The organism is Stutzerimonas kunmingensis (assembly GCF_900114065.1).
Classification (GTDB): domain Bacteria; phylum Pseudomonadota; class Gammaproteobacteria; order Pseudomonadales; family Pseudomonadaceae; genus Stutzerimonas; species Stutzerimonas kunmingensis.
Genome location: NZ_FORS01000010.1, coordinates 47,301 through 59,712, shown reverse-complemented (window position 1 = coordinate 59,712; position 12,412 = coordinate 47,301). Strand labels below are relative to the sequence as shown.

Genomic DNA, 12,412 nt, shown 5'->3' with positions numbered 1-12,412 from the left:
ACATGAAATTCGGACTGCTATGGCACTCGTTCTCTTCCGGCAACCTCGGGGTTGGCGCCCTGAGCATTTCCAACATGCTGCTGATCGACGAGGCCGCGCGTAAATGCGGGATCACCCCGGAGTTCCTGATCATCGGTTCGTCCGGGCCCTGCGACTACCCTCCGTCCACCGAGCGCTTCAAGTACGAATTCATCGAGTTCAACGAGAAGGCGCTGCTGAAGAATCCCCACGGCCTGTACCAGGCGATCAGCTCCTGTGACGCGGTATTCGATATCGGCGAAGGCGACAGCTTCTCCGACATCTACGGCGCCAAGCGCCTGATCAAGCTGCTGGTCAGTAAGGGCATGGCCCTGGGCGGTCGCGTTCCGCTGATCCTCTCGCCGCAGACCATCGGCCCGTTCAAGTCGGACTGGGGCACCAAGGCTTCGGCCTGGGCAATGAAGAAGAGCACCATGGTCTTCGCCCGCGACCACCAGTCGTTCGACGTGCTCAAACAGCTGAACATCCCCAATCGCGACGAAGTCATCGACGTCGCCTTCGCCCTGCCCTTCGAGCGCCAGAGCGAACAGCGCGATCCGAGCAAGCTGGCCGTCGGCCTCAGCGTGTCGGCGCTGCTGCATCACGGCGGATACGAAGGCACCGCCAATCAGTTCGGCCTGCGTGCCGATTACAAGACGCTGACCGACCGCCTGATCCGCACGCTGCTCGAGCGCGGCCACGAAGTACACCTGGTGCCCCACGTGATCCCGATCGGCTTCCCCGCCGAAGACGACTACACCGTGTCCCAGCAACTGCAGCAGCAGTATCCCGAGCTCAAGCTGGCGCCGCGCTTCAAGGGGCCGATCGAGGCCAAGTCCTATATCAGCGGCATGGACTTCTTCGTCGGCGCGCGTATGCACGCGACCATCGGTGCGTTTTCCGCCGGTGTGCCGGTCGTGCCGCTGGCCTACAGCCGCAAGTTCGCCGGGCTCTATCAGTCGCTCGACTACCACCGCGTGGTGGACCTCAAGACCGAGGACACCGAGAGCGCACTGGAGCTGGTTCTTGCGCATCTGGACAACCGTGAACAGCTCAAGGCCGAAGTCGCCGCCAGCGGCGCGATCATCCGCCGCAAGCTGGACGCCTACAGCGTGGCGCTGGAGCAGATCCTTGCCACCCTGCACCAGCCTCAGGCCGCGTATCAGAGATAACCATGCGCGATCACGCCCTGATGGGGGTTACCACGGCGGCCCGCACCGCCGTGCAGCTCGGCACCCTGCTGATCCTCGCGCGAACGCTGGGGCCGAGCGACTTCGGCTTCATTTCGATCGTGATCACCTGGTCGACCATCGTCGCCCTGGTGACCGACTACGGCTTCGGCATGCGCGCCTTGCGCGACATCGGCGCCGAGCGCCATCGCGCGGGCGAGATCATGTCCGCCAGCCTGGCGGCGAAGTCCGTACTGGTACTGCCGGCCTGCGTCGTGCTGCTGCCGATCATCCTGTTCGTCCTCGATCTGCACACCACCGAGCGCTTTGCCGCAGTGCTGTTCCTGCTCGGCACGATTGCCTCCTCCTATGGCGACCTTGGCCTGACGGTGTTTCGCAGCATTGGCCAGTTCCATCGCGAGACGAAGATCGTGGCTGCGACGGCACTGGTGCATTTCGTCCTGATCGGCGCGGCGATCCTGCTGCGCAACGATGTGCTTGCCATCGGCGTCGCCTTTCTGGTGTCACGTCTGATCTACGCGACTTTCGCCCTGCGCGCGCTGTCGAAGATCCTCGAATTGGGCGGCATCCTGCGCAACTCTTGGAAAGTGCTGGCCGAGCGCTTCAGGTCTTCCACCAGCTTCGCGGTGGACAGCGGTGCGACCAACATCTTCGCCCAGCTGGACGTCATCCTCGTCAACCACCTCGCCGGGCGCGAAGCCGCAGGCATCTACTTCGCCGGCTCGCGCCTGATCCAGGGCGCGGTGCCGTTCAGCGTGCTGCTGGCCAGCGTGCACATCCCGCGTTTCGCCTACCAGCTGCACAACAAAACCGCCGGCCTGGCCCGCTATGGCCTGCGCATCCTCGGCGAATACGCGGGCATGGGACTGGTGTTTGCCCTGGCGTTCTTCTTCATCGGTCCGCTGTTCACCGACTATTTCCTCGGCGCCGAGTACGCCGAGCTGAACACCCTGTGGCTGGCCTTCGCCTGCTTCACCGCGGCGCGCTTCATCGCCGCCGGCCTGGGTGTACAGCTGATGGCGATGGGCACTGGTTTTCTGCGCACCTTCGGAATCATCGCCTCGGGCGTGATCACGGTGCTCTGTTACTGGATTTTCATCCCCTCGCACGGGATACAGGCGGCTCCCTGGGTGTCCACTCTGGGCATGGTCGTCCTGACGCTTATCTACGGTTATGCGGTGCTCAACATCTATCGCAAACGGCGCCAGCCAGCATGACCGCACTCGTTAAATACTGCCGGTCGCGCATCGCGCTCGACTGGCCGCTCAAGGGAAGGCAGGTATGAAAGCTTCATTGAATCGCGTACTGAACAACGACTTGTGCAGCGGCTGTGGCATGTGCAGCTCGGTCGCAGACGACGACGCTATCAAGATTCGTCTGACTGGCGATGGCTATCACCGTCCGGTCCTCAACAGCCAGTACCAGAACAAGCCGGTGGCCAACGAGCAGACCAGCGCCGCTTTCGCCAAGTCCTGCCCGGCGCTGAATCTGGATATTCGCCCGTACAAGTCGGAGAACTACCACCCGATATGGGGCGAGATCCTCGACACGCTCAAAGGCTACGCCGCTGATAACGAGATCCGTCAGGCTGGCTCGTCCGGCGGCGTGATCTCGGCGCTGGCGCAGTATTGCCTGGAGAACAAGCTGGTCGACGGCGTGATCCAGATCCAGGCTTCGCAGACCGATCCGCTGGAGAACGTCGCCACCATCAGCCGCTCGCGGCAGAACGTCATCGCCTCTTCCGGCTCTCGCTACGCGCCGGCCAGCCCGGGCGAAGCGCTGAAGTGGGTGGCCATGTCCACCGAGAAGTACCTGTTCATCGGCAAGCCGTGCGACGTCGCCGCCGTGCGCCAGATGCAGCAGCACAACCCGCGGTTGAAGGAAAACATCCCCTACATCGTCTCCTTCATGTGCGCCGGCACACCGAGCCTGCAGGGCACCGAGCAGGTGCTGGACAAGCTGGAGGTCAAGCGCAGCGACGTTACCGCCTTCCGCTACCGCGGCGACGGCTGGCCGGGACTGACCAAGGCCACGCTGAAGAATGGCGACGAACGCACCATGACCTACAACGATTCCTGGGGAAAGGTGCTCAACCGCCACCTGCAAACCCGCTGCAAGATCTGCCCGGACGGCATTGGCGAATTCGCCGACATCGTCTGCGCCGATGGTTGGGAAGGCGATGAAAAGGGCTACCCGTCCTTCGAGGAGCGCGAGGGCAATTCGCTGATTCTGGTACGCACCGCAAAAGGTCGCGAACTTTTTCGCAACGCGGAGGCTGCTGGCGTTGTCAAAGCCGAGGCTTTCGATACGGGCAGCATCTTCTCCATTCAGCCGTTCCAGTACTACCGCCGCACGACGATCCTGCCGCGGCTGCTGGCGATGAAGCTGCTGTTGCTCAAGACCCCTACGTACAAAGGCTTCGAGCTTGGCAAAGGGGTAAAGGAGATCGGGTTCTACCAGAGCTTCAAGGCGTTCACCGGCCTCCTGGTGCGGCGCAAGAAGATCAAGAAGCGGGCGCTGGAAACAGCTTGAAAGGCTGTGGCGCTCAAGGAACCAATACCTAAGGACTCAGGTTGATGACGAATTTCAGTTCACGCTTCTTCTTTTTTCCGTTGCTGATCCTGGCACTGATACTGCACTTTTCGGTGTTCGGCGACAGCCCGCACAACCCCTACGGCATCAAGGGGCTGAACGAGGCGTACCTGGCAGTCAGCATCGTGTTCACCATTTTGCTGTTGCTGGCATCGGCGGAAAACGCTCCGCGTGAATTTCGCATCCTGATGTACTACTGCCTGTACAGCACGGTCGTTTTTCTCGTGATGCCGGCGGTTTTCGCCTATTACACCTACGGTCAGCCGGTGGTGTTCGGGCTCATCGAAGAACGCCGCGTGCTTTTCTGCCTGGGCTTTGCACCGCTGCTGTTCCTCGGCAAACGGGTCAGCACATTACAGTTCGAGCGTGGCCTGCTGTACGCGGCGCTGATCGCAGCGTTCTTTTCCTGGTGCTTCAAATTTGGCGTAATTCCGGATATGCGGGCTGAAGTGCGCTCGGATGACCGCCCAGATCGGTCCTCAATCGGTCCGTACCTCATCTGTTTCGGTTATTTCTACTGCATCCAGATCTGGTCGAAAGGAATCTCTCCGATCAACGGCGCGGCTCGTAACAAGACCCTTTATATGGTGATCGCCGCTCTGCTGCTGCTGACACTGGTATTCGCCACCCAGACCCGCCAATTGATCGTGCTGTGCCTGCTGTTCACGCTTTTCTGCCTACGTGCCAAGGCAGTCATATGGGCGGCTTCGCTATCAATTCTGCTGTCACCTTTCTATTTCTTTCCAAGCCTGCTCGAGGTTCTCGGCCTCAACACCGAGTTCTACGACAGCACGCTCGAAGGCGTAGAGGATGGCGTACGCACGTACACCATCTCCTCGATCTTCGCCCATCTCGATCAGGTCAACTGGCTACCCAGCGGCTCGCTGTCGCTGATGTGGCAGGACGGTTTCATCCCCTATTTCGGTGAGCACTTCTTCCTCTCCGATGTGGGTGTCTTCGGCACGCTGTTCCGCTTCGGTTTCCTGACCTTCTTTGTCATTCCGATGACCCTGTTCGTCTATCAGCGCATCGCCAAGAACATCACCACCGATATGACTTTCATCTACTCGACGATGTTGGCGTTCTTCGTCATCTGGCCACTCAACGGATTGTTCGAGTACGGCCAGCCGGTCATCGCGATGCTATTCGTTATTCACGCCCTCAAGGCCCGTCACCTTCGCAGCCAGGAACCCATCCATGAACGTCGCGCTTATCCTCAACTACAAGGCAGCTACTGAAACCATCAGTTGCGTTGAGAGCCTGCTCGCTCATTGCCCGGCTCTCAACCATGTGGTGGTCATCGACAATGACTCCCAGGATGGCTCCGTGGTGGCATTCAACCAGTGGCTGGAAGCCCAGCCGCGCCACAACGTTACCGTTCTCGCCAACCCGGAGAACAACGGCTACGCAGGTGGCAACAACTACGGCCTGCGTTGGGCGCTGGACAACCTGCCAGTGACAACTTTCTGGATCGTCAACAACGACACCTATGTCGACAGTGATGCCTTCACGCCGCTGCTCGATGCGCTAAAAGAGAACGATCGCCAATTCGTCGGCTCGGTCATCCTCAGCGCCGACACCGGGCGCCTGGAATGCTACGGCGGCGGCAAGCTCTACCCGCTGCTGGGCAAGGCCAAGCTGCTGGGCAAGGACCAGACCCTCGAAGCCATGGCAAACACCAGCGAGCAGCCGGATTACCTGATGGGCTGCAGCCTTGCGTTCTCGGCCAAGCTGATCGATCGCATCGGCCTGATGGACGAGGCGTACTTCATGTACTCCGAGGAAGTCGACTGGCAGTTCCAGGCCAAGAAGAAAGGCATTTCTATCCGCGTCGTGCCAAGCAGCAGGCTCTTCCACTACGGCTCGCTGAGTTCGGGCGGCCGCTCGGCCTTCTATCACTACTACCGCAATCGCGCCGCGACCCGATTCAACAAGCGCTTCTACGGCCAGGGTTTTGCCTTCGCGTCGGCCTGTTTCCTGTCGGCGATCACCGTCATCAAGGAGTTCAACCACCCCAGCCTCGCCTGGTCCGGCATCAAGGGCGCCTTCAAGGGAGTAACGATGAGTGTCTAACGAGACTAACCACGCGTTCGGTGTGAATTTCTATACCGGCAGCAAGGCCACGCTGCTGAACTGCATTCGCGAGGGGGTCAAGCAGCCCTACTCGTTCGTGGTAACCCCCAATGTCGACCACCTGGCGCAACTGCAAGATAACCCTGCACTTCGCGAGGCTTACGCCAAGGCTCGCCTGCGCCTGTGCGACAGCCGAATCCTGCAGCCACTGCTGCAGCGCCTCGGTGTGCAGATCGAAGAGGTGATTCCGGGCAGCGACCTGACCGTCGACCTGCTGGAATGGGCAGACCGCGAGCGCCTGCGCATCGTCCTGATCGGGGCGACCGAAGAGGAATGCGTCAAACTGCGCGCGATCTACCCCGGAATCACGCTCTATCACCACAATCCACCGATGGGCTTCATCAATCGTCCGGATGAAGTGCAACGGGCATTGCAGTTCGTTCGGGAAAACCCGTCCGAACTAGTGCTCTACGCAGTCGGCGCGCCACGCCAGGAAATACTTGCCAGTTCCATCGAAAGTCACGAACGGACCGGTATGGGCTTTTGTATCGGCGCATCCATTTCGTTCGCTACCGGCAGTATTAAACGTGCCCCGGTGTGGATGCAGAACTGCAAACTCGAATGGTTGCATCGGATGCTTTCCGAACCCAAAAGGCTGGTTAAGCGCTACGCACATGACGCGATGTTCATAGTTCCGGCATTCATGCGGGAAAAAAACTACCGCGTGCAGAAGGCCAAGCCGGCGAAACAGGACAGCTAATCCCAATGATCGAAAAATTGGGCGAAATTGCACTGAACGACGGTGAACCCAGCGAAATCGAGACGGTCTATCCCTTCTGTGTGAGCGTGACAGGATGGCAATTCAACATCTAACTAAACATGAGCGCCATCCCGCCTCGGTGGTAACGCAGCAGCCGTATGTGAAGAACTTAGGAATTAAACCTGCCCAACCAAACAGCCGCTGACTTTACAACCAGGAGGGAAATAAAAACGCGTCTACGTAGCTGAATAGATAGCTGCTGGAGATGAACAATTCAGGAAGGAGAGAAACTTTGGCTACCGATCCAATTTGGTCGCTGAGGAGTGTGGAGTGATGACTCCGGTCCTCTTGGAAAGGCGAAAAAATTACTCAAGCGCCTCAGGCAGAAAAGTGAATCAAGCCGTCTCACTCTTTGAACAACAACCACTCCGTCAAGGATGAACAACCCATGAAACCATTTATCGCTCTAGCTTTTACTTCCGCCTTGGTATTGCAGGGCTGTGCGTTCGCCCCCGGCCAGTACCTCGATCCCGATGAGTTCAAGGAAGGCGCCGAAGCCGAGCACGGCACCGTTCAGCTGATCCGCATCACCCCCGAAATGCTCAAGGGTGACCTCGCCTCCGACGCGGGCACCTCCAGCAAGCAGGAACTGCTCAACTACAAGCCCGGCGCCTACCGCATCGGCGCCAACGACCTGCTCTACATTACCGTCTGGGACCACCCGGAGCTGACCGCGCCGTCCGGCCCGCAGCAGCAGCTGGATGCCAACGGTCGTCTGGTTCGCCCCGATGGCACCCTGTTCTACCCGTACATCGGCAATATAGAAGCCGCGGGCAAGACTATTGAAGAACTGCGTGCCATGATTGCGCGTCGCCTGACCAACTACATCGACAGTCCGCAGGTCGATGTATCCATCCTGCGCTTCGGCAGCCAGCGCGTCGTCGTTTCCGGTGCATTCGACACCGCCGGCGAAGTCCCGGTTACTACCGCTCCGATGACCATCACCCAGGCTATCGGTCAAGCAGGTGTGGATACCGAAACCGCAGACCTCACCGGTCTGACGCTCAAGCGTGACGGTCGTGAGTACATGCTTGACATGGATTCGCTGAACCGCCCGGACTCGTGGCTGCACCAGGTTTACCTGAAGGACGGTGACCAGCTGCACCTGCCATACAACGACCAGCGCAAGATCTACGTGCTGGGCGAGGTCAACCTGCCGCAAGCGCTGTCGTTCAAAGCCACCAATATGAACCTGATGGACGCAATCGGCACCGCAGGCGGCATTCGTCAGGAGACTGCCGATGGTGAGGCGCTGTACGTCATTCGCGGAGCTGAAGACATGATGACCGAGCCGGCCAAGGTCTTTCAGCTGAACGCCGAGTCGCCGACCGCCTTTGCACTGGCCAAGCACTTCCCGCTGCAGCCGCAGGATGTTGTGTTCGTCGGTCCGGCCAACATCACTCGTTGGAACCGCTTCATCAGCCAGCTGCTGCCGTCGGCAAACGTCATCGGCATCGGTGCTGCAGCGGACTACAACCTGGGCCGCTAAGCAAAGCATGGCCTGATCGAATGATCGGGCTCCTATAAGCCGCAGAGTCATCACTCGATGCTCTGCGGCTTTTTCGTGCCCGGGCTACGCATCTGGCGACCACCAGATGTCGATCTGTCGGGCTAACAGATCGCGTTCACAGCACGACTCGTCTTTATCGCCGACCAAAAAAAAGGGCCTGCTACGGCTTCGTAGTAGGCCCGTCTCCAGACGGTATCACTAAGCTGTTAGCGCACGGCTTCGAACAGGCCGGCAGCCCCCATACCGCCACCGACGCACATGGTCACCACGCCATAACGCAGGTTGCGCCGCTTCAGCTCACGGACAATATGCCCGGCGGTGCGCGAACCGGTCATGCCGAACGGGTGCCCGATCGAGATCGATCCGCCATTGACGTTGTACTTCTCGTTGTCGATGCCAAGCGTGTCGCGGCAATACAGACACTGCGATGCAAAGGCCTCGTTGAGTTCCCATAGGTCGATGTCGTCGATCTGCAGCCCCTTGGCCTTGAGCAGACGCGGCACGGCGTATACCGGCCCGATGCCCATCTCCTCCGGCTCACAGCCTGCCACGGTGAAACCACGGAAAAAGGCGCGCGGCTTGAGGCCAAGTTCGATGGCCTTGTCCAGGCTCATCACCAGCGTCATGGACGCGCCATCGGACAGCTGCGAGGCATTACCGGCGGTGACCGAGCCGTCTTCAGCGAACACGGGCTTGAGCCCGGCCAGGCTTTCCAGCGTGGTGTCCGGACGGTTGCAATCATCACCCTCGACCACGCCCTGATGCACGGTGCGCTCGCCAGTGTTCTTGTCCTCGGTGTAGTACTGGACATTCATCGGCACGATCTCATCGCTGAACAGCCCATCGGCCTGCGCACGCGCAGTACGCTGCTGACTCTGCAGCGAGTAGAGATCCTGCTGCTCGCGAGTCACGTTGTAACGACGTGCCACCAGTTCGGCCGTCTGCCCCATGGTGTGGTAGATGCCCGGCACACGCTCCTGGATGATCGGGTTGAACAGGTGATCGGTGTTGCGGCTCTTCAGGGTCAGGGTGATCGACTCCACCCCGCCGGCGACGATGATGTCGCTGCAACCGGAGGCAATCTGGTTGGCGGCCACGGCGATGGCCTGCAGGCCCGACGAACAGTAACGATTGAGCGTCATGCCGGCGCAGCCAATGCCCAGACGGGACAGCACCGCGACGTTGCGACCGATGTTGTAGCCCTGCGCGCCCTCGTTAGAGCCAGCACCGACGATGCAATCCTCGACGAGTGCGGGGTCGAGATCATTGCGCGACAGCAATGCATCGACGCAATGCGCGGCCATGTCGTCAGGACGGGTCATGTTGAACTTGCCACGGAAGGACTTGGCCAGGCCGGTCCGTACGCTATCGACGATCACTACTTCACGCATGACATACCTCGGAGAGACTAGGAGCGATCGCGGGGATATTGTGACGGCGCTGCGCGCACGGATTGTTCCACGACCGCAGGGTGGACGGTGACCCGAGCATAGTTCCCGCCTCGCAGCGCTGGCGACGACCATTCAGCTTGGATATGCACGGCCATCGGCTTGCCGGCCGGATAGCGCGCTTCGGCAGGGGTGTCAGCAATCTCGTAAGTGGGGCAAGCATCCGTCCGGCGCCCCCGCCCCGGTTAACGTCCCTTCTCGATCGCCGCCTCCAGAGCTTCATTCAACGTCCGCAGCACCTTGACCCTGGCGAAGCGCTTGTCGTTGGCCTCTACCAACGTCCAGGGTGCGATTTCGGTACTGGTGCGGTCGACCATATCGGCTACGGCATGCCCGTAGTCGTCCCAGCGCTCACGGTTGCGCCAATCCTCCTCGGTGATCTTGAAGCGCTTGAAGACCGTCTCCTCACGCTCCTTGAAACGCTTGAGCTGGGTTTTCTTGTCGATGGTCAGCCAGAACTTCACCACCACGATATCGGCATCGACCAGTTGCTCTTCGAAGTCGTTGATTTCCGAATAGGCACGCAACCACTCATCCGGGGTGCAGAAACCTTCCACCCGCTCGACCAGTACGCGGCCATACCAGGAGCGATCGAAGATGGTGAACTTGCCGCGCTCCGGTACATTGCGCCAGAAGCGCCAAAGCCAGGGCTGCGCGCGCTCTTCCTCGGAGGGCGCGGCGATCTGTATGGTCCGGTACATGCGCGGGTCGAGCGCGCCGGTCACGCGACGAATCGCACTCCCCTTGCCCGCCGCATCATGACCCTCGAACAACGCCAGCACGCCCCGCTTGCGCAGACGGCGATCCCGCAACAACTGCGACAACCGCGCCTGCTCCTCGGCGAGCTGCTGCTGGTAGTCGTCCTTGGTGAGCTTCTGGCTCAGATCCAAGCTGTCCAACAGGCTCAAATGATCCAGATCGATCTGTAGCGGCGCCGAATGCGGCTGCGACGCCGCCTGCCCAGGCTGCTCCGCGGCGGCCAGCGCGGCCTGCAGACCTTCAAGCAGGATGCGGCCGACGGTCAGGCTGCGATAACGCTCGTCCGCACCCTCGATCACATACCAGGGCGCAAAATCCCGGCTGCTGAGCCGCAGGATCTTCTCACCGTGGCGCACGAACTTGTCGTAAGTCTTCGACTGTTGCCAATCCAACGGGCTGATGCGCCAGCTGTGCAGCGGGTCATTCTTCAGCGAATCGAGCCGGGCGTTCATACGCTCCTTGGACAGATGGAACCAGAACTTGAAGATCAGCGCGCCCTCGTCACAGAGCATCCGCTCCAGGCGCTGCGCCCGCGCGGTGGCGAGTTTCAGCTCGTCACCATCCATGCGCCCGTGCACACGGTCCTCAAGCATCTTGCTGTACCAGTTGCCGAAGAAAATCCCGGTGTGGCCCTTCGGCGGCAGGCGTCGCCAGAAACGCCATGCCGGTGGATGCGCGAGTTCTTCGTCGCTGGGCACATCGAAGCTGTCGACACGTATCAGCCGCGGATCCATCCACTCGTTGAGCAGCTTGATGGTTTCCCCTTTGCCGGCGCCTTCGATGCCATTGATCAGTATGAGGACCGGGAACCGCGCCTGGGCCTTGAGCCGGTACTGCGCCTGCAGCAGCGCTTCACGCAACTCGGGCACCGCCGCATCGTAGGTCTCCTTGTCGATGGAGTGACCAATTTCGGCTGATTCGAACATCGCTTTCTCCGTCCAGGTGATGCGCTCAACCCTAGCAGGCACCCTGAAGGCATAGCGAGCAGCGCGTGAAAAAATAACCGCAGCCTTGATACGGTCTATTCCTCCTGAAGCGGAGCTGCAGCCGTTAGCAACGATGGCGTGCAGTTGATTTGCACACCCTCTCCCTGCGGGAGAGGGACGGCGGGAAGCAGTCCAGATGCCAAGCATCAACCTGGAACGGGACCGATGCCGGTGAAACAGCGCGAGGAGCAACGGGTCGGCGCGTCCGCCGCAGCGCGATGACATTCACCGCCAGCCTTGAGGCAGAATAGCGGCCATGAACGATATGCCTTTCTACCCGCGCTGCTGCACGCCACTCACCGACCACTGGCCGCTACCGCAAGCCTTGGCGGGTGTCAGCCTGATGAGCACACGCTTCGACCCGGCATTGCTCGATCCCGAGGATTTTAGTCGCTGGGAGATTCCCGCACAGAAAGGCGTAAGCAAGCGGCAGGCCGAGTTTCTCGCTGGACGCTTGTGCGCTCGGGAGGCCCTGCGAGGCCTGACCGGCACTGCATTCGTGCCGCCAGTGGGTGAAGACCGCGCGCCGCGATGGCCGGCCGGCATCGTTGGCTCCATCACCCACGGCGCAGGCTGGGCAGGCGTGGTGGTGGGCTCCAGTCAGCAATGGAGCGGGCTGGGACTGGATATCGAGCGCATTCTTGCCCCCGAACGAGCCGACCGCCTGGCCGCCGAAATCCTCACGCCCCGTGAATTGGAGCGCTACTCTCCGCTAAGCGAAGACGAGCGCGCCGAATTGGTCACCCGAACCTTCTCGTTAAAGGAAAGCCTGTTCAAAGCGCTGTATCCACTGGTGAAGCAACGTTTCTACTTCCAGGATGCCGAAGTGCTGGAGGTGACTCATGAAGGGTCTGCGCGCCTGCGTTTGTTGATCGATCTATCCGCAAACTGGCGTAACGGCATCGAGCTTGGCGGCCAGTTCACAGCCTTCGAAGGCTATCTGCTCAGTTTGGTCAGCATTCCAGCCCAGCCCGGCGAGATCGAGCCAAGCTAGTACGTCGGGCTGCCAGCAAAGC

General features: G+C 60.5%; 10 protein-coding genes. 8 read left to right on the top strand and 2 right to left on the bottom strand.

Translation table 11 applies throughout. The features are described from left to right. Window positions 1-2 precede the first annotated feature (2 nt). From BM275_RS19065 to BM275_RS19035, 7 genes are all read left to right on the top strand, one after another. Complete coding sequence (locus BM275_RS19065; RefSeq protein ID WP_046619760.1) at window positions 3-1,190, top strand: polysaccharide pyruvyl transferase family protein; 1,188 nt, start codon at window positions 3-5, stop codon at window positions 1,188-1,190. Between the two features lie 2 nt (window positions 1,191-1,192). Then, the gene (locus BM275_RS19060; protein WP_045667101.1) at window positions 1,193-2,425 is read left to right on the top strand and encodes an oligosaccharide flippase family protein; all 1,233 of its coding nucleotides are present in this window, start codon (window positions 1,193-1,195) and stop codon (window positions 2,423-2,425) included. A 64-nt stretch (window positions 2,426-2,489) separates the two neighbouring features. Further along, window positions 2,490-3,740, top strand: coding sequence for a Coenzyme F420 hydrogenase/dehydrogenase, beta subunit C-terminal domain (locus BM275_RS19055; RefSeq protein WP_014820793.1), 1,251 nt, complete (start codon window positions 2,490-2,492; stop codon window positions 3,738-3,740). Between the two features lie 44 nt (window positions 3,741-3,784). Beyond that, window positions 3,785-5,038, top strand: a complete 1,254-nt coding sequence (locus BM275_RS19050; protein WP_090522981.1) for a hypothetical protein — start codon at window positions 3,785-3,787, stop codon at window positions 5,036-5,038. Next, window positions 4,998-5,873: a glycosyltransferase family 2 protein gene (locus BM275_RS19045; protein ID WP_042926909.1), complete on the top strand. Its 876-nt coding sequence runs from the start codon at window positions 4,998-5,000 to the stop codon at window positions 5,871-5,873. Before BM275_RS19050 ends, BM275_RS19045 begins: the two co-directional genes overlap by 41 nt. Then, window positions 5,866-6,633, top strand: coding sequence for a WecB/TagA/CpsF family glycosyltransferase (locus BM275_RS19040; protein WP_036998962.1), 768 nt, complete (start codon window positions 5,866-5,868; stop codon window positions 6,631-6,633). The genes BM275_RS19045 and BM275_RS19040 overlap by 8 nt, the downstream gene beginning before the upstream one ends. Window positions 6,634-7,081: 448 nt before the next feature. Continuing rightward, window positions 7,082-8,182 (top strand): polysaccharide biosynthesis/export family protein, encoded by a 1,101-nt coding sequence (locus BM275_RS19035; protein ID WP_090522979.1) that lies wholly within the window; start codon window positions 7,082-7,084, stop codon window positions 8,180-8,182. Between the two features lie 227 nt (window positions 8,183-8,409). Here BM275_RS19035 and BM275_RS19030 read toward each other — a convergent pair whose 3' ends face one another. Next, window positions 8,410-9,594, bottom strand: a complete 1,185-nt coding sequence (locus BM275_RS19030; RefSeq protein ID WP_090522977.1) for a thiolase family protein — start codon at window positions 9,592-9,594, stop codon at window positions 8,410-8,412. A 242-nt stretch (window positions 9,595-9,836) separates the two neighbouring features. Continuing rightward, window positions 9,837-11,336: a polyphosphate:AMP phosphotransferase gene (pap, locus tag BM275_RS19025; protein WP_090522975.1), complete on the bottom strand. Its 1,500-nt coding sequence runs from the start codon at window positions 11,334-11,336 to the stop codon at window positions 9,837-9,839. A 316-nt stretch (window positions 11,337-11,652) separates the two neighbouring features. Between pap and BM275_RS19020 the strand changes: the two genes are divergently transcribed. Further along, window positions 11,653-12,390, top strand: a complete 738-nt coding sequence (locus tag BM275_RS19020; RefSeq protein ID WP_090522973.1) for a 4'-phosphopantetheinyl transferase family protein — start codon at window positions 11,653-11,655, stop codon at window positions 12,388-12,390. Window positions 12,391-12,412 lie beyond the last annotated feature (22 nt).

Coding starts and splice junctions, on each gene's coding strand:
- BM275_RS19060 (WP_045667101.1), top strand. CDS start 1,193: ATGCGCGATCACGCCCTGATGGGGGTTACCACGGCGGCCCGCACCGCC.
- BM275_RS19035 (WP_090522979.1), top strand. CDS start 7,082: ATGAAACCATTTATCGCTCTAGCTTTTACTTCCGCCTTGGTATTGCAG.
- BM275_RS19045 (WP_042926909.1), top strand. CDS start 4,998: ATGAACGTCGCGCTTATCCTCAACTACAAGGCAGCTACTGAAACCATC.
- BM275_RS19055 (WP_014820793.1), top strand. CDS start 2,490: ATGAAAGCTTCATTGAATCGCGTACTGAACAACGACTTGTGCAGCGGC.
- BM275_RS19065 (WP_046619760.1), top strand. CDS start 3: ATGAAATTCGGACTGCTATGGCACTCGTTCTCTTCCGGCAACCTCGGG.
- BM275_RS19050 (WP_090522981.1), top strand. CDS start 3,785: ATGACGAATTTCAGTTCACGCTTCTTCTTTTTTCCGTTGCTGATCCTG.
- BM275_RS19020 (WP_090522973.1), top strand. CDS start 11,653: ATGAACGATATGCCTTTCTACCCGCGCTGCTGCACGCCACTCACCGAC.
- pap (WP_090522975.1), bottom strand. CDS start 11,336: ATGTTCGAATCAGCCGAAATTGGTCACTCCATCGACAAGGAGACCTAC.
- BM275_RS19030 (WP_090522977.1), bottom strand. CDS start 9,594: ATGCGTGAAGTAGTGATCGTCGATAGCGTACGGACCGGCCTGGCCAAG.